This window comes from Paenibacillus sp. 1SOY10 (assembly GCF_056836745.1).
Genome location: NZ_JBXENK010000009.1, coordinates 167,002 through 192,013, shown reverse-complemented (window position 1 = coordinate 192,013; position 25,012 = coordinate 167,002). Strand labels below are relative to the sequence as shown.

Below are 25,012 nucleotides of genomic sequence, written 5' to 3'. Positions count from 1 at the left end.
CTATAACTATTGTGAGCTTGACGTTGACACGGTACTTCAAAAGATATATAGTTATTCTAACAGTTAGAAATCTAACTATAAGAGAGGGATGATTCCTTTGATTGAGACACCGATCTCCAATCTAATCCGATCAATCACTCATAAAATGATGATGGATTCGGAGGAGCGAATGAAGAACCTGGAGGTTAATAACCAACAGGGTCGAATGATATGCTACATCTATGACCATCAGGATCAAGGCCTGATCCAGAAGGACCTCGCTGAGGCTTTTCGCAGGAGGGGAGCCAGCATCACTAGCATGCTGCAAGGGCTCGAACGGAAAGGGTATATCGAGAGAAAGATTCCTGCTGATAACGAACGTCAGAAGAATATTTATGTTCTTCCTAAGGGAGAGCGAATTGTGGCTGAGATTGAACAAAATTTTAAAGCAGCAGAATCTAATTTAACCCAAGCTCTCACGGAGCAAGAACGTAAGGAGTTCATGCGTTTATTAAGCAAGATTGATCAGACGATGTAATTCATTTGAATTCTCGATCCTTATAATACCTTCTGCGACCTTAGGGTCGTACGCTCATTTAGTTAGAAATCTAACTGTTAAAAAACTAACTAACAAGGTGGACTTTCCATGGAAGAACTCGAAGTATCTGCATCCAATATTTATTATTTAAAGAAAGCCCCATTACTTAAGGCGATTGCCCATCTATCCATTCCGATGATGATTGGTATATCCGTCAGTTCAATTTATAATTTAATAAATGCTTTCTTCATCGGCTTAATTCATGATACCGCCATGCTGAGTGCGATTACCTTGGGGCTTCCTATTTTCACGGTACTGATGGCGGTAGGAAATGTACTTGGTGTAGGTGGGGGGACCTTCATTACCCGACTACTAGGACAAAATGCGCCCGAGAAGGGTAAGCAGGCGGCAGGTTATTCCTTTTATATGAGCATTGTAATTGGAATTGTTCTTGCAGGGTTAGTGTTGATATTTATTGATCCAATTGTCAAGCTGTTGGGAGCAGATGTGAATACCCTGGAGTATACCCGGCAATACACGCTAATGATGTTTGGGGGCGGATTTGCGGTCATTCTGAACTTTACCCTAGAGCAATTGGTTCGTTCAGAGGGAGCATCTAAAGAGTCGATGTATGGCATGTTTATCAGTGTAATATTCAGTATTTTATTTGATATTATATTTATTCTAATTTTAGATTGGCATGTGGTTGGTGCAGCTTTATCGATTGTTCTAGCGAACATCGCGGCATGTGCTTATTATGTTTGGTATCTAGAGACACGTAGCCAGTATTTGAGAGGTTTTTTGCAGCAGTGGCGTTTAGGACTGAAGGAGCAATGGGAGGTCTATAAGATCGGTATCTCCGAATTGCTTAAGGCCTCATTTCTAATTGTGACAACGTTGTTGTTGAACAATTATGCCATGACCTATGGTGATCATGTGGTAGCCGGTTTTGGCATAGCCCTGCGTATTATCCAATTACCTGAATTTCTGACGATGGGATTATTTCTTGGCGTTATCCCCTTGATTGCTTACAACTATTCTGCAAGGAACAAGGAGCGTTTACTGGATACGATCAAGCATTTATCCCTTTGGATTGCTGTCATTTCTATAGTCTTTGCCTTAGTTGTATACCTCTTCAAAATTCCGGTCCTCCAATTGTTCACAAATGATCCGTCTGTGCTCGCCAGTGGGTTACTGATTTTGACTGCTCAGCTCATATCTTCCGTGTTCAATGGATTTACCGGCTTATTCACGGGGATATTTCAGGCTTCTGGTCAAGGGCTACCCACCGCAATTATGTCGATTACACAAGGCTTATTATTTATTCCAGTTGTGATTGCGCTGCACTATTTCTTTGGCCTGAATGGGCTCATATGGTCCATGACGATTACGGAGATCATTACATTTGTAATGGGGGTGGTTCTGTTGTTCCCTTATTTGAAAAAAGTACGTCGTCTTACCGAAGCCTCTTTATGATAGCTTGATCTGGATCAGCATGTGAGTGAGAAGCTACTATATATAACACAACTTGAACAAGTGGAGAGTGCACGCACTCTCCACCTGTTCAAAATACATAATCTCAATTACTGTGCGCCCGTACCTTATTGCCAATCGCTTGCAACAAGCTCTTGGCTGAATCGGTCGTATCTTGCGTCAGCTCCCAAATCATCACGCCACCCAGATTATCGAGTGCATATTGTGTTTTACGCTCAATCGTCGGAATGCCGTTATAATGAGCTTCCATTCCGTTAATCATGGAAATGTCGGTATTGTAGGCATTAGGATTGGCTTGCAGAATGTCGCGATAAGGAGCCCACGATGGCCGACCGTAGAAAGGAACCCCGAGAACAACCTTATCTGCAGGCATATTGCGAGTTTCCTTCCAGTATTTAGCGGACAATACAGCGAAGTCATAGCTGGAGTGACGGTCGCCGTCTCCTCCGTCATAGGCCATGACGTTGAACCAATCTACGGCATTGATGACTGCATTCGTATGAGCCGCTGCGTCCCAATAGATGACGCCTTCCGGTGTCACGCCACTAAGTACAGCGGAGGTGAGCAGCATATTTTCCTTCTTGAGCTCTTGGCTCAGATATACCATCAGATTCTCATACTGTTGCTTGCTGGACCCGTCGCTTCTTGGATGCTCCCAGTCCATATCGACTCCGTCGAAGCCATACTGTTTAGCCATTGCGATGATGGCATTACCAAATTGCGCGACTTTTTGCGGTGTATTGGTAGCAGCCATAAATGTATTCTCCAGTGGGGTTCCATTATATGACCAGCCCCCCACCGCAAGTAAAACCTTTACATCATTGGCATGAGCGGTTTGAATAATTTGAGTTGCTGCAGTAGGGTTCTCCAGCGGTAACAATGCTCCGTCACTGGTAGGAATAGCAAAGGCATAGTTGATATGCGTGAGATTCTGATATTGAATGGTATTTATTTTGTCCGGCTCCCAGCTTGGATAGTAACCAACTACCTTAAAATCGCCTGTAATCGGCGGTTCGCCAGGTTCCCCAGGATTTGGATTAGGGTTGGGATTCGGATTCGGATTCGGATTACCGGCAATCAATTCCCATACTGCAGCAATTCCAGGAACCTCTCCCAAGGTCCACCATTTTGCCTTGTAGAGCTGATCATTGTAAGACACAATGTCGTTGCCGACATAGGCTTTACTGCTGTTCCATACAGGGTACTCCCCGTTTGAAGGAGGAACCAGTTCCCACACGTCTGATTCACCGGGTACATCTCCCTGCGTCCACCACTTGGCTCTGTAATCGTTTCCATTGTAAGAAACAATATCATTTCCAACGTACACGGCATTGCTATCCCAAGCAGGATAAGCGGCTATAGTTACATTCTCGCTGATATCCAGAGCCGTTGCTGCCTGTGTTGCTTGTGCATCGAAGGGAAGCGGGGCAAACAAGGTAATTAATAGTGCCAAAATAGCCAAGATTGAAATTTTTCCTTTACGCTTCTGCATCATGATCCCATCCTCTCAAATTGTAAACAGTAGATTTGAAGAAACCGTAGGCAAAAAAACTGAAGAACGGCCTCTCTAGTGTCATGCCACCTCCCTGCGACAAAATGGTACAGGCACCTGATGTGCTTATCTTTATTTCTCTTAATTATTAAAATATAGGTACCTCGTACAATTTACACTTTGCTAGAGTTGTTAGATTTTGTCAATGATATTTTGTAAAGCTGTCGAAATATCTCACAGGTTAGCAGAAAAGTGAAAAAATGTGCATATATCCTGACTATTTCATGTAAAATAAGAGTTGTGGAATTTTCATAATTTGCACGGAAAATGATGGTGGAGGTAGCTTGCTGGAATGAAGCCAATTTTGGAAGTAGCCGGATCCTTTGGGATCGCGGAACAATATGTGGAACTGTACGGACATTACAAAGCTAAACTGGATTTAAGCATAGGTCATGACCTGCGTGATCGACCAAACGGTAAATTAGTGCTGGTAACCGCCATGAATCCTACGCCTGCTGGAGAAGGGAAAACGCTGACTACCATCGGATTGGCGCAATCGCTAAATGCCTCCGGTGTCCCGACGATTGCTGCGTTGCGGGAACCGTCATTAGGTCCTTGCTTCGGGATGAAGGGAGGGGCTACGGGGAGCAATAAGGCACAAATCCTGCCTTCAGAGGATATCAACCTACATTTTACCGGCGATCTTCATGCCATTACATCAGCTCATAATCTACTTGCGGCAATGATTGATAATCATATTTTTCAAGGTAACTCTTTGCAATTGGACACGAGTCGAATTTTGTGGAAGCGGGCCATGGATATGAACGATCGCAGTCTCCGCCAAATCGTGGTGGGTATTGGGGAAGGTAACGGCAGTGTACATGAATCCGGGTTCCTGATTACGACGGCGTCGGAAGTGATGGCGGTGCTATGCCTTAGTGAGGATATCCATGATTTGAAGGAACGGCTCGGCCGCATGGTTGTAGCGTTTACGGTAGCCGGGGAGATGGTCACGGCGGCGCAAATCGGTGCGGTGGATGCCATGACGGTATTGCTTAAGGAGGCGTTGAAGCCTAATCTGGTTCAGACGGCCGAGGGGACTCCTGCCATTGTCCATGGGGGTCCGTTCGCTAATATTGCACATGGTTGCAGCAGCGTAATCGGGACCAAGACGGCCTTGAAGCTGGCCGATATGGTTGTAACGGAAGCCGGGTTCGGTGCAGACCTTGGCGCGGAGAAATTCTTCGATATCAAATGCCGTCAAGCCGGTCTGAAGGCGGATGCGGCTGTATTAGTCGTAACGGTGAAGGCGCTGAAATATAATGGAGGTGTCCCTAAGGCAGAGCTGGATAAGCCGGACACTGAAGCTGTGCGAATTGGGCTCGCGAACATGAGTCGGCATGTGGATAACATACGCAAGTTTGGCGTTCCGGTTATGGTAGCGCTGAATCATTTTAACGGAGATACTGAGGAAGAATTAGCGATTATAGCTGAGGCATGCGATCGTCTTCATGTTAAAATGGAGCTGTCGGACGTGTGGGCAGTGGGGAGCCAAGGTGGACTTCAACTGGCCAAAACACTGTGCAGTTTAATGGAAGAGAATGCTTCGCAATATGCTCCGCTCTATCCTTTGGAACTAGGTATTAAAGCCAAGGCTGAAACGATCGTGCAGGAGATTTATCGCGGTGCAGGTATCAAGTGGACGGCTAAAATAGAAGCGAAGATTAGAGAGCTGGAAGACCGTGGATTTGGTCATTTGCCTGTATGCATGGCGAAGACGCCCTATTCCTTCTCGGACCAAGCAAGTCTCTTGGGCGCGCCTGAGGGCTTCACGGTGCAGGTTCGCGATGTAACGTTGTCTGCGGGTGCCGGATTTATTGTGGTGCACACGGGGAATGTCGTTACGATGCCAGGCTTGCCCAAGTCTCCAGCCGCTGAACGTATTTATCTGGATGAGGATGGAGAAGTAGCCGGCTTACTGTAAATAGAGGAACTTCAAAAAGCTTTGCTTTAATTACGAAGTGGTATAGTTTCATATTATGGGGAGACGAGGTGCACGGATGGAGATCAGGACGTTAACAATGGATGAATTTGAGGCAGGTTTGGATTTATCTGAATATGCGTTTCAGTATAAGCTGAGTGAGGAACACCGTGAAGCACATCGTGGCCGGTTCGTTCCTGAGCGTAACTGGGGAGTGTTCGAGGAGAAGGAGCTGCTTGCCAAGCTGACATTGCTCCCGCTTCAACTATATATGCAGGGACAACCCGTTCTCATGGGCGGTATTGCGGGTGTCGCTTCCTGGCCGGAAAAACGTCGCAGCGGCTTGGTCAGTCGGCTGTTATCCACCGTGCTTGCCCGGATGAATGAGCAAGGGTATAGCCTCTCCTGTTTGCACCCGTTCTCCATACCGTTCTATCGGAAGTTTGGCTGGGAGGTGTATACGGACTATAAGAAGTATACGATTCCGGTGAATCAATTTCCGTCGAAGCGGGCTCTGCCGGGTTCTATTAAGCGCGATATTAAGGATATCGCTTTGTTAAATCGTCTGTATGAAGCCTTTGCCAGCCGGTATAATGGAACGCTGCTCAGAAATGAGAGATGGTGGACGTATAATGTCTTAACGCCGGAGCGTCATACCGCTGTCTATTATTCCGAGAATGGGGAGCCGGAAGGCTACATACTCTATCGCATCGAGAACCGCGAATTAACGGTGCATGAGTTTGTCTTCCTGCATGAGACGGCAAGGCAAGGCTTGTGGACATACTTAAGCAATCATGATTCGATGGTGACACAGGCTATAATTGACCGGGTTCCTTCTAATGATTTGCTACCGTTTCTGCTGAATGATCCCCGGTGCAAGCAGGAGGTTATGCCTTACTTTATGGCCCGCATTGTTAACGCAGCTACCTTGATTCAGCAATACAGATTTAACAAGCTAGGCAGTTCCGAATCACCAATTCAATTGAGATTACGCTTGCGTGATGATTTTGCGGCTTGGAATGATGGGCTTTGGGGGCTTGAAATATCCTTGGAGGGACAAGGAAAGCTACAACTCGTAGCTGAGGAAGAGGCTAACACGCAGGAAAATAGAGCAGAGGACGTGCTTGACTGCAACATTCAGACTTTAACGGCCCTGATGCTAGGATACAAGCGGCCACTTGAATTGTTCGCCTGCGGTCAGTTAAAAGGACCACTTGCTAATGTGGAATTGCTGGAACGGCTGCTTCCGATTCAGCAAACTGCGCTAATGGACTTCTTCTAACTATTATCTATAGAAATTTAAGCTGCTGTAAGGAACGTGACGATTTTCGTCGCGTTCTTTTTTTCATGATATTATTCCCATAATTCTCTTTGTTGGTAAAATCAGAAAAATTCAAACCATAAATCGCAAGTTTGCCTCCTCAAAAAATGATGGCGTTTTCGTTAGACTGAGAATGAAAATACGGATTAGAAGAAAGGGGTACATGTTGCAATGAAGAGAAGAAAACCGTGGGCTCTCTTAATGGTAGCTGCCATGATGATTTCCTTGCTGGCGGCTTGCGGAGGGGGCAACAATGCGGCAAATGGCGGCGGCACCAACACTCCGGCTACGACGAACGAAGGTCAAGGTGGTTCCAATTCCGGAAGCGCTTCCGAAGAGAAGGTGGAACTCAGCTTCTGGTCACTGGGAACAACGAATTATGAGGAGCTTGCCAAAGAATACACAGCAGAGCACCCGAACATTACGTTCAAGTTTCAAAATACATCTGACCAAACGGCGCATCACAACAACCTGACAACTGCCTTATCTGCAAATTCAGGCGCGCCTGACATTTTCATGTTGGAAATTGCTTTTATGGAGCGTTATATCAATGCTCAGGATAAATTCTATAACCTGTATGATCTTGGCGCGAAGGATATCGAAGCCAATTATCTGGATTGGAAGTGGAAACAAGCAACTTCGGTTGATGGCTCCTTCCAATTGGGCTTGCCAACGGATATCGGTCCAACGGTTGTCTACTACCGTACAGACCTGGCTGAGCAAGCTGGCTTGCCAACGGATCCGGATGGCTTCAGTGGCGCTATCGATTCTTGGGATAAGTTCGCTACGGTAGCTAAGCAATTCAAGGACAAAACAGGCAAACCATTTACAGATTTGACGGACTTGGTCTATAACGGCTTGCGTGACCAATCCCCAGATCAAATCTACTTCAACAAAGAGGATGGCTCCTTTATTGGAGATACCAACCCACAAGTGAAGAAGGCATATGACTTCACGGTCAAAGGCATTCAAGAAGGCTGGATCGGCAACTGGACGATTTGGTCCCCTGAATGGCAAAACGCAATCAACCAAGGCGACTTTGGCGTCATGCTCGGCCCAGCTTGGATTGCTGGTACGATCCGTAATGCTCAAGATACCTCTGGCAAATGGCAAATTGCCCAGCTTCCTGAAGGTGCTGGTAACTGGGGCGGTTCGTTCCTGACATTACCTAAGGAAGGTAAGCATTCCAAGGAAGCCTATGAATTCATTTCCTGGCTGGTAAGCAAGGATAACCAATTGAAATCCTTCAAAGCCAGCGGCTTGTTCCCATCTATTCCTGCAGTTTATGAAGAAGCGGCGTTCAAGGAAGACAAAGATGAATTCTTTGGCGGCCAAGTTATTGCCGAAGCTTATGCCAAATCGGCAGAACGCGTAAAACCGGTATACTACGGACCATTGCATGACCAAGTGGATACGATTATCAAAAACGCGTTGCAAAACGTGCTTGAGAAAAAATCCGATCCGCAAAAAGAGTGGGATGACGCTATTAAACAAGCGAAAACCCTTATTGAACGCAGTTAAGACGACTTTATGGTCAACGGATGCGCTTCGTTAAAAGTAGCCTGAAGCGTATCCACACACCTTATCCGATTCGCAAGGGGGCACTTGCCCTCTTGCGAATTTGGATTTACCCATTACAACTTCGGAGGTGCATCCATGGCTGATACAGCTACAGCCACTCCGGTTCAGCCCGTTCCGCAGAAGAAGCGGTACTGGAACGAGACCAGAAGGAGCCGGCTTACGGCCTATACATTTATCTCGCCATTTTTTGTTCTATTTTCTATCTTCGGGTTGTACCCGATCTTGTTTACCATCTATTTGTCTTTCTTCAAATGGGACGCGCTAGGCCCGATGAAATACGTCGGCTTCAAGAACTATGAGCTGATTACGACGGATCCGACGTTCTGGATTTCGTTCAGCAATACGCTCATCATGGGGCTGATGGGTACCGTGCCGCAGTTGATTGCCGCGTTATTTGTTGCCGTCATGCTGAATTCAGCATTGAATAAATTCAAGAACACATTTCGTATTTTGTACTTTATGCCTAATATCACTTCCATTGTTGCCGTCACACTGGTCTTCAGTACGATGTTCGGTAATAACGGGATGGTGAACTGGACACTGGGCATCTTTGGTCTGGAAAGTGTGCCGTTCAACTCCGGCTGGTGGGGGGTAAAGATTGCCATCTCCACCATGGTCATGTGGCGTTGGATGGGGTATAACGCGATTATCTTCCTGTCTGGTCTGCAAAGTATTCCAACAGACATTTATGAAGCGGCCAAAATTGATGGCGCAAGCCGTGGTCAGCAATTGCTCTACATTACCTTGCCAATGCTTCGTCCATTCATCTTGTTCGTCACGCTTGTATCTACCATTGGGGCCCTTCAATTGTTCACAGAACCATATGTGTTCCTGGGTCAAGGCGGCACAGGCTCGACACGTCAGGAAGGCGTGACGATGGTAACTTACTTGTATAGCGAAGCCTTTAGAAACGGATTCTTCGGTACAGCCGCAGCTACGGCCGTATTGCTGTTCATCGCTACCATTATTTTTTCCGTCCTTAATATGCTGTTGTCAAGCCGAATGGGTGGAGATACAGGAGGGAAAAAGGCATGAGTCTAGCCGCAGTCAGAAAAAGAAAACCCGACGATCCGGGTCCAATAGCCAAGACATTGTTTTATACGGCCATGATTATCGGGGCGCTGCTGTCTGTGTTCCCGTTCTACTGGATGTTTGTGGTGGCAACTAACGAGAAGGATGCTGCTTTTCACATTCCTCCGCTGCTTACGCCGGGCGTGGAATTCTTCAATAACTTTGAGCGCGTATTAGAGCGTACGGAATTCTTCCGGGCTATGTTCAACTCGGTTGTCGTATCCAGCGCGGTAACGGTATCGGTCGTGTTCCTGAGTACGCTTGCTGGTTATGCCTTCGCCAAATATGAATTTCCTTTGAAAAAGACGTTGTTCGTCTTTGTTATCGCGACTATGCTCGTACCTGCTCAGCTTAGCGTATTGCCGCAATATGTCATTATGGCCAAGCTGCAATGGATCGACAGCTACAAGGCCCTAATTGTACCAGCCATGGTCAATGCTTTCGGGATCTTTTGGATGCGCCAGTACATTAGCTCTGCCGTCCACTCGGAATTAATTGAGGCGGGGCGGATCGACGGGGGTGGTCACTTCCGCATTTTCTGGAGTATTGCCATTCCGGTGGTAACCCCTGCAATGGCTACACTGGGTATTTTGAATTTCATGAATGTGTGGAATGACTTCTTCTGGCCGCTGGTGGTACTGAAGAACAAAGAGAACTATACGCTTCAATTAGCGTTGCAGCAGTTGTTTACGAATAAGGATGGCCTCGATTTTGGGATGATCATGTCCGCTACCTTCACGGCTACCTTGCCGCTGCTTATCGTATTCCTGCTGTTCAGCCGCTGGGTAATCGCCGGCCTTACCTCCGGTGCAATCAAAAGTTAATCCGTATAGCAAAGGAATAACTTATATCATGAAGAATAATAGAATGAGGAGATATTTAGGAGGAAGCCGATTATGAAGCTCCGTCGAAAAATCTTGCTTGCTATTATTCTTCTTGTGTTTATTCCTGTCATTCTGATGGGTTCCATATCGTACTACAGCTTCTCAAATGCGATGGAGAATAAATCAAGCAATTTTTATTGGATCTCCTTATTGGAGACCGACCGGAAATTGAATTTTGCATTGAACGAAGTTGCAACCGTATCCAATTCGGCGATTACGCAGCCGATTATTCAGAAGCTGCTGAAGCAGCCAAATTTTGTTGTGACGTATGAGCAAAGGCAAGACATCAATAACCTGATCAATCATCCGATGATTACGTCATTTGGCTTGTATTCTAAGGATAAGCTACAGTATCAATTCAATGAAATGTCCTTCGAGGACCTGACGAAGCAAAGCTGGTATGGAGCGATGAAAGCAGCCGAAGGACGCCCTGTTTGGGTGGGTCCCGGTGAGAACGGATCCGCATCCACGGGGAAGCCGGTTTTGATTCAGGCCCGTTTGATCAAGGATTATTATTCGTTAGAGGATATTGGCGCTTTGGTCATTGACGTCAAGCCGGATATTCTGGATCAAGTATTTTGGGATGCGGCCACGTTGAAGCAGGGGGATATTCTGCTTGTGAACAAGCAAGGGAATATTGTCTTCGACAAGTCTGGCACGCATATTGGGGAACGTACGGACTTCCCCTTCCTGCAGGAAGAAGGCTCCGGGGGGAAGGGGTACTATACGGACAAATATCAGGGCGAGAAGTCACTGATTACTTATTTGCCTTCGCATAACAAGGATTGGTATCTGGTCGCCATCACACCCAGCAAGCTGATCGCTTCGGAGTCGCTGTCTATTCGCAATATTGCGATTGTGCTGGTGCTGGTCTCGTTGATCTCCGCTTTTCTGTTTGACCGGTTCTTTGTGCGACGATTGGTTCGCAGTATTATCAGTGCCGTAAACGGGATGAAACGGGTTCAGCAGGGAATCTTCGTGCCCATTACGTCTGCGGTACGCAGCGAGGATGAGACGGACCTGTTGACCGATGGCTTCAATCGGATGAGCACGCAGATTACCGAGTTAATTCAGCAAGTGCAGACGGAACAGGCACGCAAGAAGGAAGTTGAACTGCAAGCGCTGGTGGCTCAGATCAATCCGCATTTTATCTATAACTCACTGGAGTCTATTAACTCTATGGCGGTGCTGCAGGGCAATCGCGATATCAGTAAAATGGTCATCTCTTTGGGTAAGCTACTGCGCATCAGCATTAGCGAAAATCAGCAGTTAATTCCGCTGTCCATGGAAATGGAGCATGTTCGACATTATCTGGACATTCAGAAATTTCGCTTTGAGGACAAATTTTCTTATCATATCGAGGTGCCGGAATCGCTGAAATACTATTTGACGCAGAAGCTCATTGTACAGCCGATTGTGGAGAACGCGCTATATCATGCCATTGAGCCGATGGAAGCTAACGGGACCATTTCGATTACGGCCACCGAGAATGAGCGGGATATTCTCATTGATGTAAAGGATAACGGTCCGGGCTTTGATCCGGATACGCTGTTGCACTTGTGGAGCAAAGACTGGGGAACGTTGAAAAAATACCGGGAGAATGGCGTAGGGCTCAAGAATGTGCATGAGCGGCTACGTATCCGGTTTGGCGGTCATTACGGCATCATGATCTGCTCCTCCCCCGGGTTCGGATCGATTATTCGTATACGTATTCCGAAGATTTTGCAGGATACGTCTACGGTTAAACGATAGGGGGCATGAGAGAGATGAAGAAATGGTTTCTGAATTGGGGTTGGATTGCCGTTTACGCCGTGGTGCTGGCAATTTCGGTACTTGTGATTGCAGCGGATGGCCATGAGCCGATTGAAGAAAGCCAAACCGAGAAGATCACACTGACCTTCCGCCACTTCTGGATCAAGGAGCATGACAGCCAGATGCTGGATATCGTCGAGGATGTTGTGGAGGAGTTTCAGAAGACGCATCCGAACGTGAAGGTTAATTTTGAAGGCATGGATCAGACCGTCCATCGGGAACAAAAGTTGAAAAGCGAGATGGTTACCGGCACGCCACCCGACATGTTCGTCTTGTTCGGAGGAGCCGAGATTGAGCCTTACGTTCGTTCCAACCGGTTGATGGATTTGACGGAATTTGCGGAAAAGAACGGCTTGAAGGAAGAGTTTCAGGACCTTCACCTATGGACCGTCAATGATCATATTTACGGCTTGCCGATTGAGGGTAATGCAGAGCCTCTCTATTATAATAAGGAGATGTTCCGTCAATTCGGGCTCAAGCCCCCCAAGACGCTGGATGATTTGGATCGTGTTGTCCGCGTGCTTGGAGCCAGCCGCATCACTCCTTTTGCCTTAGGCAATGAGGAGCGGTGGCCTGCGGCTATCTTTGCCCATTACTTGATGGATCGCTACGCCGGGCCGGAACTGATTAATGAACTGGTACAGGGTGAGGGGAAGTATAGCTTTCACAACCCGGCTTATCTGCAAGCCTTTCAGCATTTGAATACATGGATTAATGAGAGCGCCTTTAGTGTACCGGCTAATGACCTGTCCACAGAAGAGGCGATTGAGTTGTTTACCAGCGGCAAAGCGGGCATGTATCTGAACGGGAACTGGGATATCAATCTATTCCATAGCGGTAAAGCGCCGGAGGGATTCCAGAATCAAGTTGGCGTCATTCCCTTCCCATCGCGTACGAAGGATGGCAGCAAGTCGATTGCCGGAGGGTATACGATAGGCATCGGCTTATCTTCTAATCTGGAAGAAGCCAAATGGGAGGCAGCGCAGGAACTGCTCAAGGCATTTTATACAGAGGATGTGCAACGGCGTATCGTATATGAAGCGCTGCGAATTCCTTCGATGAAGATTACTTATGATTCCGATAAGACAGGGCCGGTATTCGCCCAGGTCATCGAGTTAATGGAACAAAGCCCGCAAAGCTTTGTTCCCTATGATAACGTGCTGTCGCCCGAGGTGAACAAGACCTTCTTGAAGGTGTTGGGAGAAATGCTAGGCAGCCAAATTACCCCGGGAGGGGCACTGGATCAGATTCAGCTAACATCGGAGCAATATTGGCAACTGAGAAGAAGCTCTCTGCCTAATTAACCGTGAGGAGGTAACGACATGGTCGTTCAGGATAAGAAATACCGGGTTATTCTGGTGGATGACGAACCGGTCATTTTGCGCAGCCTGAAGGTGGCGGTTCCCTGGGAGCAGATGAATCTGGAGATTGTGGGTGAGGCGCGGAACGGAGAGAAGGCGCTACAGCTTGTTCGCGAGCTGTCACCGCATATGATTATCAGCGATATCCGTATGCCGGGAATAGACGGCATTGCGTTAATGAAGGAAGTGCTAGCGGAGAACGCCAAGAGATTGTTTATTTTTATTAGCGGTTACGGTGAATTTGAATATGCACGGGAGGCGCTGCGGGAAGGCGCCTTCGATTATTTGCTAAAGCCGATCGATCATGATGAACTGATTGGCATGCTGGAGCGGGCCAAGAAGAATCTGGAGAAGCAGACGGAGAACGACCGGCTATTGCATTCGGTGCAAGCCTTGTCGGTACTGGCACGTGAGCGGATGTTTGCCGAATTCATTGAAGGCAATTCCAGTCAAAGTCCTCTTGAGCATATGCGCTGGCTAGAGAACAGCGAGCTGTCACAGGGGTACTTCATGGCCGTCATTCAACTGGACCATTATTTGAAGCTAACGGGGCAATGGTCCTCTGACGAGCGGCGCTTATGGCTGTTCGCGATTCGCAACATTTTAGCGGAATGGTCACTTGAGCACGGGGGACTGACGGTCTTTCCTTTTCATGGGGGTGAATGGATTCTCCTGTTCCCAAGCCCGCTTAGCGATCAGAAGGAAGAATTGGGCACGGATGTCATTCGTCAGATCAAACAGAATACCAAGTTGTCTTGCTCTATTGGATTCAGTCAAACCACGTCAGGACTGGAGAGCTTGAGCGAGGCTTATCAGAGTGCGGCCAAGGCGCTGTATCGTCGATTCTACAGTGAGCATCCGGGGGTATTCGTCGATGATGCCAAACTTGCGGGGAGCGTTGTTTCGGAACCGAGATATCCAAAGCATTTGGAAGCTGTGTTGCTGGATAGTATCCGCACGTTGCACCGGGAACGGCTACTGTCGGCCTTTGATGAGACGAGGCAGTATATTGAGGAGCAGGCGATTACTAAGGAAGTGGCTGAGCGAATCATTGTGGAGCTAACCGTCGTATTGTACCGCCAATATGAGCATATGAACTTGTTGTTAGAGTGGTCGTTGGAAGGGTTGCTCCAGGAGTTGCATTCCTTGGGGACTCTGCCCGAAATGATAGGATTCTTGAAGGCCAGCTTCGGGAAGTGGATTACAGAAAGTCGGGAAAACTCTACTAAGGAAGATATTCAGACGGTCATTGCCAAATCGCAGGAATATATTCTCGGCAATTACCACAAGGACCTTAGCATCGAGGAGGTATCCGAACTGGCGGATCTCAGCATCAGTCACTTCTGTCTACTGTTCAAGCAGGTGACGGGATATACCTTCCTGGAATACCTGACCCAGTGCCGGATTGAGAAGGCGAAGTATATCTTGAAGAACAGCCATGTGAAGGTCTATCAAGTCGCTCCTATGGTAGGCTATCAGGACCCGCGCTATTTCACCCAGGTCTTTAAGAAGTTAACCGGGATGACGCCAACCGAGTTCCGGGAGGTTGGGGCTTAGGAGAGCAGAAGCGAATTTGTTCATCATTTTCGCATATTGGGAGTTGCGATTCTTGTGTGTGATAAAGCTTATTCTACTTCCTTCTTTAGTAGAAATGAGCTTTTTTTGCGTGAGCCCCTTTAAAAACATGATTTACTTCACCCCCTTGTATTATATACAATAGAATAGACAATACCTATAAAACACAGGGGAGTAATGCGCTATGTATGGATATAGGGAACGCATTGGTTTGATTTTGCCCTCGACCAATACGGTGATGGAGTCGGAGCTATCGAGAATGGTGCCAGAGGGGATTTCTGTGCATACCACGAGGGTGAAGCTGACGGCTACCAATCCTGAAGGGTTAACGGCCATGTCGGCGAACGCCGAGCGAGCGGTGGATGAGTTGGAAAGCTGTTTGAGTGATGTAATGATCTATGGTTGTACTTCGGGCAGCTTTTTGCAGGGGATGGAATGGGATGATCAGTTTCGGGCCAGACTTCAGTCATTGGCTAGTGCGAAAATACTGACAACCAGCTATGCCTGTCGCTTGGCGCTTGAGGCTATGGGGCGACGGAAGATCGCCATTGCAACCCCTTATATCGACTCCTTGAATGAAGCGGCCAAAGGGTATTTTACGGCGGCGGGGTACGAGATTGTTAACTTGAAGGGTCTAGGCATTGAAGTGGCTTCAAATATAGGCAAAAATCCGCCTCATATCAGTTATCGTCTTGGCAAGGAAGTGGTTACGCCAGAAACGGAGTTGTTGTTCCTAAGCTGTACGGGCTTTCGGACTATGGAAATTGTAGACCGCCTGGAGCAAGACTTGGGCATTCCGGTAATCACCAGCAATGGAGCAAGCCTGTGGGCCGCCATGCGTGCCCATGGCATTAAGGAGCAACTCCAGGGATACGGAAGCTTGTTTCAATTATAAAATCCTCTATTAATGAGAAGAAGGTGATGCCGAAATAATCGAGCATCACCTTCTATTTATTAGAGCCGTTTCCTACGGAAGAAGGCCACAAACCCGGTAGTGAGTAGAAGTATAAGCAAGGCGCTTCCGGCAACGACAGCCTCACGCTGGCCTTCGGCTGAACTTGTGGTTCCGCCCGGCCCAAAGCCGTCGGGACCGCCTCCCATACCGCCTCCTCCAGGGAAACCGCCGCCTTGTCCACGGCCGCGGCCATCTTCGGGAATGGCACCTTGTAGCCCAGCGTTGTTTTCGGCAGCAGGCAGGTCACCTTGCACCTGTTCGCCACCATCTTCGCTGGTGGACCCCTCTGTAGGTGGCTGCCCATTGTCTCCCGGTGCGGTGGGAACTTCGCCCTGCGTCGTATTCGCTACACCGTTCTGTGCAGGGGTGTCGCTGGGGGGAGCACCAAACGTGGGCATCTCTTCGCCACCGGTATTATCTCCCATGTCACCAGGCATCATGCCGCCCATGCCACCCATGCCACCCATACCGCCACTTCCCGATCCGTCACCGGAGGAAGCAATAGTGCCGTCAAGCTGCTGGCTAATGCTGTCCACTTGATTGGCATTGGTGGTAATCAGTTGGGGAATCGCTTCCTGATATTCCTCATAGGTGTAGAAGGAGGTGGGATCAGCTTCAACATAAGCTGAGATCATGTCCGACAGTGCTGCGACACGGGCAGAGAAATTCTCATCAGCCAAGTATCCGTCGATCGCCTGCTGCAACAGATTGTGGTACTCGGTTTTGAAGGCTTCGACAGCCAGGAGTTTGGCCACTAATGGACGCTCTGCTACAGCACCTTGGGTTGGCTCATCGATCAGCAATTCCGTACGACCGCCGCCCCTCATGCCTGTGGAATTCTCATCCCTCTCGGCACTTGGTAATTCAGAATTAGCCTCCTCACCAGTTCCGTTGTCTTCATCACTTGGAGCCGCCGCTTCGTTGCCACGGGTGGCACGATCAGGACCTTGCTGGTTGTTCTGTGCTTCACCCCGGCCCATACCCATACCGCCCATACCACCCATGCCTCCGCCGCCCATACCGCCAAAGGCCATGTTGTAGTCCCAAGGCAGAATAGAGAAGACACCTTCATCTTCATATAAATAATAATTTTGCTTATTGCCGCCAATGTAGCTGTCCGTATTATTGGTAAGGACATTCAGCGCAATGTAGCCAAGGGCATGCGGGACGTTGATGTATTTTTCATAATCCGTACCATTATTCAGTTCATCCAGCATATCAATCACCATGTCGTCATTGGTGGTTTTGGATTTGAGCGCCAGCCCCGTATAGGCATCGGGGTCGTCCCCCAGCCAGGTCAACTCACTCCCGGTACCAGTCATTTCACCCTTGTAGAGCGCACCATAAGCATTGGCGAAGTGCCGTTCCAGATAAGCGTCGCCAATCTGCTCCACGGCGAGGTAGAAGCCCCACAACTCGTCATTAATGTATACATTCACATAGGAAAATTTCGGTGTAGGCAAGCCCATTTGCTCGGCCAACTCATACGCCAGGTATTCCCGCATATAAGATGCATCGCTGTAATTGTTGTTAAGATTGATTTTCTCAATGCCGTTCAAGGTCTGGTTGACATATTCGTCGAAAGACAGCTTGAAGCTGTACCGATCGGAATCCGCCATTTGCACCACACTGCGCAGGCTTAAATTACCCTTGGTACGAATGCCTACGTTGTCGAAATGCTGACCGTTGTAATCAACGGAAGCTGTTTTGAACTCTTCCGCGCTGGCGTTATCGAGCATATCTTGAAAATCTTCAGAATCTAACGTAATTTTCACATCAATTACCTGGTCTTTGGGGAAAACTTCTTCATCCAGCAACTGCTCTTCTGCAGATACCGTCGTGCTACTGCCAACCGTATCCCCTGAGTTCAGGGGACTTCCACTATTCTGATTCTGATACAAAGCTTCGCAGGCGATCAGGCCGAAGAATAGCAGCCCGGTGCATAGCCATAGCAGAAGCTTGGTTCCTTGGTGTTTCATCGTGGGTCACCTCCGCATCGCTTAAGCCACATAATCGCCGTTATAGCTGATTAGCACCGCATTTTTGACACCGCCAAGCTCAGAAATACGGTTGACAAAATGCCCCTCCTGCTCCCGCAGGCGTACCTCCAGCGTCATTTCGATATTGCCGGGGGTCACTGTTTTTTGCTTCACATTATAACGTTTGACCAGGTTGCCGATTTGAGCATGGATAAGCTGTTCGCTCTCATCGCTCTCGCAATTGACGACAAGCAGATAGGGCGCTTCCAGGGAACTGCTCTTGATGAACAGGAAGAGAATCAGGCCGATGATAGCCGAGCCGATCGCTGCAAGTGTGTAGAAGCCAGCTCCGGCAACGATGCCTGCAGCGGCCGCCCAGAACAGGAAGATCAGGTCAGTTGGGTCCTTGATGGGCGTCCGAAAACGAACAATTGACAGGGCGCCGACCATCCCGAGGGACAGTACCAGATTGGAATTAATTGCGATAATGACCATGGCGGTGACCATCGTCATTCCGATCAGCGAAACGTTAAAGCCTTTGGAATACAGCACACCGCTGAATACTCGTTTGTACAAAGTGTAAATGAATAATCCAATGAGAAACGAAACGCCCAGGGAAATAATAATTTGCGAGATGCTGATGCTCGAACTGAAATTGTCCAGGACCGAGCTTTTAATAATATCGCTGAAGGTAGTTGCTGTATCGTTGGTTCCGGTGGTATTCATAAGTTTAATAATCCTCCCATGAGTTGGTTTTTAGGTACTTGCGGCAAATGACATACTTGGATGCCGATTGCTGGCGGAGCCCCTCAAGCTGAAGGGCGGCCCGAAGGTATTCCGGGATATACTCGTCGTATTTCACTTCAAGAATGACCGATTGATCATCCAGCGCCGGAACGGGTCGTAAATTCTCGTCAAAAATATCGATGGCATGCAGGCCGGTGCGCAGCTCCTTGTCAAACGTGATGCGAACATTGCCGCTCTCGCAGACAAAGGGCTCGCGGACGTAATCGACGATGACACGAGGAGCCAGCAGACGATGCTTCATCTCGTGATACAGCTCCATCAGCAGCGGCTTGTCCGGCACATGTAGCACCTCGATATTGCCGCTCAGAATGGAATCATACATCTCCCGGGTTAGCGGCTCCTTGAGCTTGGCGATAAAATCGCCGTTTTTGATTTTCTTCTCAAAATGAATCAGGGTATCTCGATTATTGTAAATGCGAATCCGGTATTTGCGCCGGTCACGTAGGCCGCCCAATTTGTCATGCAGCGCCGAGTCGTCGATATCGTCAAAGTACAAGCTGCGGATATGGTATTCACCGTTGTGCCCGGCATACTCATCGTGGCGGATCAAGCTCGTCAAACGCTGGCGAATAATAAAATATTGCTGCCGGTTAATCGTAAATTTCAACTCGTGGCGAAATCTCAGCTTGGCGTTCATTGTGGTAGCACCTCTTTTCTCGCGATGATTAAGTACAGACCTTATCCTAACAGCGCTTGCTGATTGTTCACTTAACGGGAACTGAAAATGAACTGAAAGTTTTAACATTGCGATAACAAATGGAAGAATGAGGAACGAAAGGGTAGGGGTAGACTACGCATAAATCCAGGGTTGGATAAAGAGGTGAGGATATATGAAAAAGATTAAATACACGACGATTGCCATTACTTTGCTGTTAGTTGTAGTGATGGTGCTACTTTATCAACAGTTCCAAAATACTTCATTTCAAGAGGTAGTATTGAATAAAGTGTCTGTGGATGAAATTAGCTCCCTGCAAGTAATCAGCCGTTTATATGATTCTGCCGATGAATAGGAGGTGCTCATTACAAATAAACAGGAAATTGCCAAAATCCTCAATTATCTGTCTCAGTTCGAATTGAGCAAGTCCAAGTTGTCTAATATAACCTACACAGAATCCTTCTGGATAACGATTAAAATGGGGGAAGAGCGGGCATTCGGGTTAACGCTTTACGATAATGCATACCTAAGCGTGTATCAATATATCCCTCAGCGGAGTGCATCCTACAGAATAAAAAATGAAGCAGGTCCTCCAACTGTCATTCGTGAGTTATTTGAGAAATAAGTAAAAATGCAGCTCTCTTGGGAAGAGGGCTGCATTTTTACTTATTTCTATTATGCTGGGGGTTATTACACAGTAACCTTACCGTCGCGAACAAGGGCTCCCTTGCGATCGGACAACTTGTGGCGTTGTTCCGGTTCTGCTCCGCATAGGGCGGGACATTCCCTGAACGCAAAATGTCTGCATCCACGACATTTATCCTGGTGAATCAGTTCAAGTGCCGTGCTTAAGGCTTCGCCGGTATGCTCGAAGAAATGAGCTTCCCCAATCAACTCGTAGCAGCCCGTCTTCATCATCAGCTTGCGTGGCTGGATACGCAGGCCGGAGACCAGCACCGTGATTCCTGCTTGCTGGAGTTGCTTGACCATCGAGGTGAAGTTGGCTTCCCCGGTAGTATCCATAAAGGGTACCTTACCCATGCGGATCAGCACCACGCGCAGCAAATTGCTGTCGATTTGGGCGACGAACCGGTCAAAGGCCTGAGAGGCCCCGAAGAAGAGCGGACCATCTACGGTAAAGATTGAAATTTGCGGACAATCATGCTCCTTGGTGACCATATGTGCCATGACCTTCTCTCCGGCACAGGAGCGGTCCGGCAGCACCTTGTCGACCGTTAGAAGGTCGCCCATTCTCTTCACGAAGAGAATGACGGCCAGGATAAGTCCTACTTCCACGGCCACAGTCAGCGTAGCGAACACCGTTAGAAGGAAGGTCACTAGCAGGACCAGTGTATCGCTCGAACGTGTTCTTAGCATATGGGCAAAGGATTTTCGTTCGCTCATGTTCCAAGCGACAACCATCAAGATGGGCGCCATACTGGCAAGCGGGATGTTCGAAGCGTATGGCGCGAACAGGGCCACGACCAACAGAACGACAATCCCGTGGATGATGCCGGACAACGGCGATACCGCACCGTTCTTAATATTGGTCGCCGTCCGGGCGATAGCCCCGGTGGCTGGAATACCGCCAAATAGCGGTGCGGCTATATTGGCAATTCCTTGACCGATCAGCTCACGGTTACTGTTGTGACGGGTGCCCGTCATGCCATCGGCAACCACGGCGGAGAGCAAGGATTCAATACTGCCAAGCAAGGCGATAATGAGGGCTGGCTGTAGCATAGGTACGATGTTGTCCCAGGTTAGCGAGATCGGATGGAAGCTGGGCAAGCCGCCGGGAATTACACCGTAGGCCGAGCCGATCGTCGTTACCTTGCCAGGGAACAGCCAGATGGCGGCAAAGGTAGAGACAAGAATACCCACCAGCGAAGCAGGCACCTTCGGCAACCATTTAGGAGTCAATAGCAGAGCAGCCAGACATATCCCTGCCGTTAAGATGCTGTATATATTCAAGGTAGGCAGACGCAATACAATTTCCTTCATGTTATCAAAGAAATACTCATGCCGCTCCATACCGGTCAGGCCCAGGAAGTTGCCGATTTGTCCACTGAAAATCGTAACGGCTATCCCGGCGGTGAACCCGATGGTCACCGGACGGGGAATGAACTTGATCAGGGTTCCTAATCGGAGTACCCCCATCAGGATAAGGAAAATCCCGGCGAGAAAGCCGGCAATTAATAAATTTTCATATCCATATTGCAGCACGATGGCAAGCAGAATCGGAATAAATGCACCGGTTGGCCCACCGATCTGGAACTTGGAGCCCCCGCAGAGCGAGATCAGAATACCGGCGATAATCGTCGTGTACAAGCCGTATTCCGGCTTAACTCCTGAAGCGATAGCGAAGGCCATTCCGAGGGGAATAGCGACGATGCCGACAATGCACCCCGAGATCAGATCCTTGCGAAATTTTGCAGCGTCATAATGAGTGAGCCTTTCTTTCCACTTCATCTGTTAAACCCTTCTTTTCTGAGAAATCTGCATGTTATGAAACCAACCGTTCCTGAAAAACAAAAAAGACCCCCGCAGCCCGGCGGGGAAAAAATGGGGTATCCTATGTTTGGTTGCGAATCCCTTGCAGTAGGGAAATCGATTCGACTAAATGGTTATCAAATATTTGCCGGGCAACCGCAAGTAAATCCTTAAGCAACGGATCTCGCAGCGAGTAAACGACCGTCGTTCCTTCCTTGACGGTATTGACCAGGTTCTTGGCGCGAAGAACGGCTAGCTGCTGGGATACGGCGGACCCTTCCGAGCCCAATATCGTTTGCAGTTCATTGACATTTCGCTCGCCTTCGCTTAGCACCTCCAAAATACGAATTCGCATCGGATGGGCGAGAGCTTTGAAAAATTCTGCTTTAAACTGCTGCAAGTTCGCATCCATCGTCTAAACTCCTTAAAATCTGAAATTTTATATATCTGAATCTTTGCATATTTAGTATATTAGCACAGGATCGTGGAACTGGATAGAGGAAAAATGACGTATTTTCAACTTTCTCAATAAGTAAGCGAATTCATTTGGCAAAAGCTTCGAGCTGGCAGATGATTCCCGATTGAGTAACGGAAGCCGCTCATGCTATACTCAATAATGATAATCATTATCATCCCAAGGACTGCAGCTATTATTTCGTAATTTATAGATGGATTCAAAGGAAAGCGAGGAATAGATGAAGATGGAGCACTTATTGGAAGTTAAAGATTTGGCAATCTCATTTAAAACGCGGGAGGGTGAGGTTCAGGCGATTCGGGGCGTCAGCTTCCACGTGAACAAAGGAGAAACCTTGGCCATAGTCGGCGAATCCGGCTCGGGCAAAAGTGTCACCTCGCAAGCGGTCATGCAACTTGTTCCCCGTCCGCAGGGCGTATATAAACGTGGGGAAATTTGGTTCGACGGTCAGGAACTGATCCGCAAGACGGAGAAGCAGATGCAGAAAATTCGCGGCAAGGAAATCGGCATGATCTTTCAGGACCCGATGACTTCGCTGAACCCGACGATCAAGATCGGTAAGCAGATCACTGAGGTGCTGCATTTGCATGAAGGGATGAATAAGCAACAGGCTTATAACCGGGCGATTGAGCTGCTGGGCCTCGTTGGCATTCCGAATCCGGAACGTCGGTTCCAGCAATATCCGCATGAATTTAGCGGCGGGATGCGGCAGCGTGTCGTCATTGCCATCGCCTTGGCGGCTAATCCGAAGCTCTTGATTGCCGATGAGCCAACCACAGCACTGGATGTAACCATTCAGGCACAAATTCTTGATCTGATGAAGGAATTGCAGCGGAAAATCGGTACAGCTATTATTTTCATTACGCATGATTTGGGTGTCGTCGCGAAGATGGCGGATCGGGTCGCGGTCATGTATGCGGGCCAGATTGTAGAGATGGGGACAGCGGAGGAGATCTTCTATGATCCACGTCATCCATACACCTGGGGTCTGTTGGCCTCAATGCCGAGCCTGGATCAGCAGGGCGGGGCGAAGCTGGCGGCCATTCCGGGCACTCCACCTGATCTGATTCGTCCGCCGCATGGTGATGCCTTTGCGCTGCGCAGCTCGTATGCGATGGAGATTGACTTTAAGCAGGAGCCGCCATTGTACCAGGTATCCGATACCCATGCCGTGAAGTCGTGGCTGCTGCATCCCTATGCCCCGCCTGTAACGCCACCTGAGGCGGTGCTGCGTAAGCGCCGCAAGCTTGCGGGCGTGTATGAGCAACCTGTTTTAGCACAACAAGGTTAAGCGACGCTATTATTTTTTCATAGGGAGGAACTTGAATGTTCATCATGACAAGAACGATGGAGGTTGAGAAGGGCAGCAGTGAGAAGGTAATGGAGCGCTTCCGTGCCGAGAGCCCCATCGATCAAATGGAAGGCCTGGTTGACATTAGCGTGCTGGTCAATCGGAAGAGCACCGAACACGAAGAAGTGGTTGTCATCATCCGCTGGGAATCGCAGGATGCGTGGAAGAACTGGGAGAAGAGCGACGCCCATATTCAGGGACATAAGAATAGCCGGGGCCAACAGCCGCCCTCACATATTCTGAGTACAACCGTTCAATTGTACGACGCCGAAGTGGTCAAGAAGGGACAAGCCTACTCTAATGCCTAAGCCTGCCCATGAACATGATCGACTATCGTCCTGTGATATACTTGTAGCAGGATGATAGAGTTCGAGAGTCCAACTACAACAGGCGATTTAGGGGAGAGCGGTATGAAGCTGGTTTCATGGAATGTGAATGGCTTGCGCGCTTGCGTAGGCAAGGGGTTTATGGATTATTTCCGGGAAGTGGACGCAGACATTTTTTGCCTTCAGGAGACAAAGCTCCAGCAAGGTCAGATCGAGCTCGACTTGGGCGATGAATATAAGCAATACTGGAACTATGCGGAGAAAAAAGGGTACTCTGGCACCGCGGTCTTTACACGGGTTGAGCCACTTTCTGTGCGTTACGGCATGGAGGAGGATTTCGAGCCGGAGGGAAGAATAATCACGCTTGAGTTCGAGAGCTTTTATCTCGTCACGGTATATACGCCCAACGCCAAGAGGGACTTGTCCCGTCTTGACTACCGAATGGAATGGGAGGATCGATTCCGGGGCTATCTCTTATCTCTGGATGCTGTGAAGCCCGTTATTGTCTGCGGGGATATGAACGTAGCGCATCAGGAGATTGATATCAAGAACGCCAAGTCTAATCTTGGCAATTCCGGCTTTACCAACGAAGAACGCGGGAAGATGACAGACTTGCTGGCTGCGGGCTTCACCGATACGTTCCGTTATATCTATCCTGACCGCGAAGACGTATATAGCTGGTGGTCCTACATGCCGAAGGTACGTGAGCGCAATGTTGGCTGGCGAATTGACTATTTCCTGGTGTCTTCCATCCTGGAGCCCAAGCTGAGCGAAGCCGACATTCATTGTAGCGTGATGGGCAGTGACCATTGTCCGGTGGTCTTAACGGTGGATCTATAATAACTCATTTGTAGCTTAGGGTGAGTGAAAAAAAGCCGAAGGGAT

The 25,012-nt window shown here is 48.5% G+C and carries 21 protein-coding genes; 15 read left to right on the top strand and 6 right to left on the bottom strand.

The features are described 5' to 3' along the window. The first annotated feature begins 97 nt into the window (after positions 1-97). Positions 98-517: a MarR family winged helix-turn-helix transcriptional regulator gene (locus tag AC1VOR_RS18945; RefSeq protein ID WP_482620114.1), complete on the top strand. Its 420-nt coding sequence runs from the start codon at positions 98-100 to the stop codon at positions 515-517. 108 nt (positions 518-625) lie between these two features. Continuing rightward, positions 626-1,993 carry an MATE family efflux transporter gene (locus tag AC1VOR_RS18940; protein ID WP_482620112.1) on the top strand — a complete coding sequence of 456 codons (1,368 nt, stop codon included), beginning with the start codon at positions 626-628 and terminating at the stop codon, positions 1,991-1,993. Positions 1,994-2,096: 103 nt separating this feature from the next. Here AC1VOR_RS18940 and AC1VOR_RS18935 read toward each other — a convergent pair whose 3' ends face one another. Then, positions 2,097-3,506 carry a glycosyl hydrolase family 18 protein gene (locus AC1VOR_RS18935; protein ID WP_482620110.1) on the bottom strand — a complete coding sequence of 470 codons (1,410 nt, stop codon included), beginning with the start codon at positions 3,504-3,506 and terminating at the stop codon, positions 2,097-2,099. A gap of 349 nt (positions 3,507-3,855) precedes the next feature. Between AC1VOR_RS18935 and AC1VOR_RS18930 the strand changes: the two genes are divergently transcribed. The 9 genes from AC1VOR_RS18930 (at position 3,856) to AC1VOR_RS18890 (ending at position 15,984) form a co-directional block, all read left to right on the top strand. Then, the gene (locus AC1VOR_RS18930) at positions 3,856-5,487 is read left to right on the top strand and encodes a formate--tetrahydrofolate ligase (RefSeq protein WP_482620108.1); all 1,632 of its coding nucleotides are present in this window, start codon (positions 3,856-3,858) and stop codon (positions 5,485-5,487) included. A gap of 76 nt (positions 5,488-5,563) precedes the next feature. Further along, complete coding sequence (locus AC1VOR_RS18925; protein ID WP_482620106.1) at positions 5,564-6,766, top strand: GNAT family N-acetyltransferase; 1,203 nt, start codon at positions 5,564-5,566, stop codon at positions 6,764-6,766. A 210-nt stretch (positions 6,767-6,976) separates the two neighbouring features. Then, a complete protein-coding gene (locus AC1VOR_RS18920) occupies positions 6,977-8,326 on the top strand; it encodes an extracellular solute-binding protein (protein WP_482620104.1) in 1,350 nt (449 codons plus the stop codon). Between the two features lie 135 nt (positions 8,327-8,461). Continuing rightward, positions 8,462-9,421 (top strand): carbohydrate ABC transporter permease, encoded by a 960-nt coding sequence (locus tag AC1VOR_RS18915; RefSeq protein WP_482620103.1) that lies wholly within the window; start codon positions 8,462-8,464, stop codon positions 9,419-9,421. Further along, entirely contained in the window at positions 9,418-10,281 is an 864-nt protein-coding gene (locus AC1VOR_RS18910) for a carbohydrate ABC transporter permease (RefSeq protein ID WP_482620101.1), read from the top strand. The genes AC1VOR_RS18915 and AC1VOR_RS18910 overlap by 4 nt, the downstream gene beginning before the upstream one ends. Positions 10,282-10,353: 72 nt before the next feature. After that, positions 10,354-12,093: a cache domain-containing sensor histidine kinase gene (locus tag AC1VOR_RS18905; protein WP_482620099.1), complete on the top strand. Its 1,740-nt coding sequence runs from the start codon at positions 10,354-10,356 to the stop codon at positions 12,091-12,093. 14 nt (positions 12,094-12,107) lie between these two features. Beyond that, a complete protein-coding gene (locus AC1VOR_RS18900; protein ID WP_482620098.1) occupies positions 12,108-13,457 on the top strand; it encodes an ABC transporter substrate-binding protein in 1,350 nt (449 codons plus the stop codon). A gap of 18 nt (positions 13,458-13,475) precedes the next feature. Continuing rightward, positions 13,476-15,071 carry a response regulator gene (locus tag AC1VOR_RS18895; protein ID WP_482620096.1) on the top strand — a complete coding sequence of 532 codons (1,596 nt, stop codon included), beginning with the start codon at positions 13,476-13,478 and terminating at the stop codon, positions 15,069-15,071. A 202-nt stretch (positions 15,072-15,273) separates the two neighbouring features. Further along, positions 15,274-15,984, top strand: coding sequence for a maleate cis-trans isomerase family protein (locus tag AC1VOR_RS18890; RefSeq protein WP_482620095.1), 711 nt, complete (start codon positions 15,274-15,276; stop codon positions 15,982-15,984). Positions 15,985-16,043: 59 nt separating this feature from the next. On the opposite strand, the gene AC1VOR_RS18885 is transcribed toward AC1VOR_RS18890, so the two are convergent. Genes AC1VOR_RS18885 through AC1VOR_RS18875 form a run of 3 tightly spaced genes read right to left on the bottom strand, consistent with a single transcriptional unit; the run spans position 16,044 to position 19,467 of the window. Next, complete coding sequence (locus AC1VOR_RS18885) at positions 16,044-18,023, bottom strand: CotH kinase family protein (protein WP_482620093.1); 1,980 nt, start codon at positions 18,021-18,023, stop codon at positions 16,044-16,046. A gap of 21 nt (positions 18,024-18,044) precedes the next feature. After that, positions 18,045-18,749, bottom strand: a complete 705-nt coding sequence (locus AC1VOR_RS18880) for a DUF4956 domain-containing protein (RefSeq protein WP_482620091.1) — start codon at positions 18,747-18,749, stop codon at positions 18,045-18,047. 4 nt (positions 18,750-18,753) lie between these two features. Next, positions 18,754-19,467, bottom strand: coding sequence for a polyphosphate polymerase domain-containing protein (locus AC1VOR_RS18875; protein ID WP_482620089.1), 714 nt, complete (start codon positions 19,465-19,467; stop codon positions 18,754-18,756). A 193-nt stretch (positions 19,468-19,660) separates the two neighbouring features. Here AC1VOR_RS18875 and AC1VOR_RS18870 point away from each other — a divergent pair, with 193 nt between their 5' ends. After that, positions 19,661-19,840, top strand: a complete 180-nt coding sequence (locus tag AC1VOR_RS18870) for a hypothetical protein (RefSeq protein WP_482620087.1) — start codon at positions 19,661-19,663, stop codon at positions 19,838-19,840. A gap of 335 nt (positions 19,841-20,175) precedes the next feature. Here the strand turns inward: AC1VOR_RS18870 and AC1VOR_RS18865 are convergent, their stop codons facing one another. Together AC1VOR_RS18865 and AC1VOR_RS18860 are read right to left on the bottom strand one after the other, a co-directional pair. Beyond that, on the bottom strand, positions 20,176-21,954 hold the full coding sequence (locus AC1VOR_RS18865) for a SulP family inorganic anion transporter (protein WP_482620085.1): 1,779 nt from the start codon (positions 21,952-21,954) through the stop codon (positions 20,176-20,178). 103 nt (positions 21,955-22,057) lie between these two features. Beyond that, positions 22,058-22,387 (bottom strand): ArsR/SmtB family transcription factor, encoded by a 330-nt coding sequence (locus AC1VOR_RS18860; protein WP_018753832.1) that lies wholly within the window; start codon positions 22,385-22,387, stop codon positions 22,058-22,060. A gap of 289 nt (positions 22,388-22,676) precedes the next feature. On the opposite strand from AC1VOR_RS18860, the gene AC1VOR_RS18855 reads away from it, so the two are divergent. The 3 genes from AC1VOR_RS18855 to AC1VOR_RS18845 all read left to right on the top strand — a co-directional run bounded on the left by AC1VOR_RS18855 (position 22,677) and on the right by AC1VOR_RS18845 (position 24,967). Further along, complete coding sequence (locus AC1VOR_RS18855) at positions 22,677-23,741, top strand: ABC transporter ATP-binding protein (RefSeq protein WP_482620082.1); 1,065 nt, start codon at positions 22,677-22,679, stop codon at positions 23,739-23,741. A 35-nt stretch (positions 23,742-23,776) separates the two neighbouring features. Beyond that, complete coding sequence (locus AC1VOR_RS18850; RefSeq protein WP_482620080.1) at positions 23,777-24,109, top strand: antibiotic biosynthesis monooxygenase; 333 nt, start codon at positions 23,777-23,779, stop codon at positions 24,107-24,109. Between the two features lie 102 nt (positions 24,110-24,211). Then, positions 24,212-24,967, top strand: a complete 756-nt coding sequence (locus AC1VOR_RS18845) for an exodeoxyribonuclease III (RefSeq protein WP_482620078.1) — start codon at positions 24,212-24,214, stop codon at positions 24,965-24,967. Positions 24,968-25,012: the final 45 nt, after the last annotated feature.

Excerpts from the sequence above, each read along its gene's own strand:
- AC1VOR_RS18880 (WP_482620091.1), bottom strand. The coding sequence starts at position 18,749 with ATGAATACCACCGGAACCAACGATACAGCAACTACCTTCAGCGATATT.
- AC1VOR_RS18920 (WP_482620104.1), top strand. The coding sequence starts at position 6,977 with ATGAAGAGAAGAAAACCGTGGGCTCTCTTAATGGTAGCTGCCATGATG.
- AC1VOR_RS18895 (WP_482620096.1), top strand. The coding sequence starts at position 13,476 with ATGGTCGTTCAGGATAAGAAATACCGGGTTATTCTGGTGGATGACGAA.
- AC1VOR_RS18875 (WP_482620089.1), bottom strand. The coding sequence starts at position 19,467 with ATGAACGCCAAGCTGAGATTTCGCCACGAGTTGAAATTTACGATTAAC.
- AC1VOR_RS18845 (WP_482620078.1), top strand. The coding sequence starts at position 24,212 with ATGAAGCTGGTTTCATGGAATGTGAATGGCTTGCGCGCTTGCGTAGGC.
- AC1VOR_RS18855 (WP_482620082.1), top strand. The coding sequence starts at position 22,677 with ATGGAGCACTTATTGGAAGTTAAAGATTTGGCAATCTCATTTAAAACG.
- AC1VOR_RS18865 (WP_482620085.1), bottom strand. The coding sequence starts at position 21,954 with ATGAAGTGGAAAGAAAGGCTCACTCATTATGACGCTGCAAAATTTCGC.
- AC1VOR_RS18935 (WP_482620110.1), bottom strand. The coding sequence starts at position 3,506 with ATGATGCAGAAGCGTAAAGGAAAAATTTCAATCTTGGCTATTTTGGCA.
- AC1VOR_RS18860 (WP_018753832.1), bottom strand. The coding sequence starts at position 22,387 with ATGGATGCGAACTTGCAGCAGTTTAAAGCAGAATTTTTCAAAGCTCTC.
- AC1VOR_RS18900 (WP_482620098.1), top strand. The coding sequence starts at position 12,108 with ATGAAGAAATGGTTTCTGAATTGGGGTTGGATTGCCGTTTACGCCGTG.
- AC1VOR_RS18925 (WP_482620106.1), top strand. The coding sequence starts at position 5,564 with ATGGAGATCAGGACGTTAACAATGGATGAATTTGAGGCAGGTTTGGAT.
- AC1VOR_RS18910 (WP_482620101.1), top strand. The coding sequence starts at position 9,418 with ATGAGTCTAGCCGCAGTCAGAAAAAGAAAACCCGACGATCCGGGTCCA.
- AC1VOR_RS18940 (WP_482620112.1), top strand. The coding sequence starts at position 626 with ATGGAAGAACTCGAAGTATCTGCATCCAATATTTATTATTTAAAGAAA.
- AC1VOR_RS18850 (WP_482620080.1), top strand. The coding sequence starts at position 23,777 with ATGTTCATCATGACAAGAACGATGGAGGTTGAGAAGGGCAGCAGTGAG.
- AC1VOR_RS18890 (WP_482620095.1), top strand. The coding sequence starts at position 15,274 with ATGTATGGATATAGGGAACGCATTGGTTTGATTTTGCCCTCGACCAAT.
- AC1VOR_RS18905 (WP_482620099.1), top strand. The coding sequence starts at position 10,354 with ATGAAGCTCCGTCGAAAAATCTTGCTTGCTATTATTCTTCTTGTGTTT.
- AC1VOR_RS18915 (WP_482620103.1), top strand. The coding sequence starts at position 8,462 with ATGGCTGATACAGCTACAGCCACTCCGGTTCAGCCCGTTCCGCAGAAG.
- AC1VOR_RS18885 (WP_482620093.1), bottom strand. The coding sequence starts at position 18,023 with ATGAAACACCAAGGAACCAAGCTTCTGCTATGGCTATGCACCGGGCTG.
- AC1VOR_RS18870 (WP_482620087.1), top strand. The coding sequence starts at position 19,661 with ATGAAAAAGATTAAATACACGACGATTGCCATTACTTTGCTGTTAGTT.
- AC1VOR_RS18930 (WP_482620108.1), top strand. The coding sequence starts at position 3,856 with ATGAAGCCAATTTTGGAAGTAGCCGGATCCTTTGGGATCGCGGAACAA.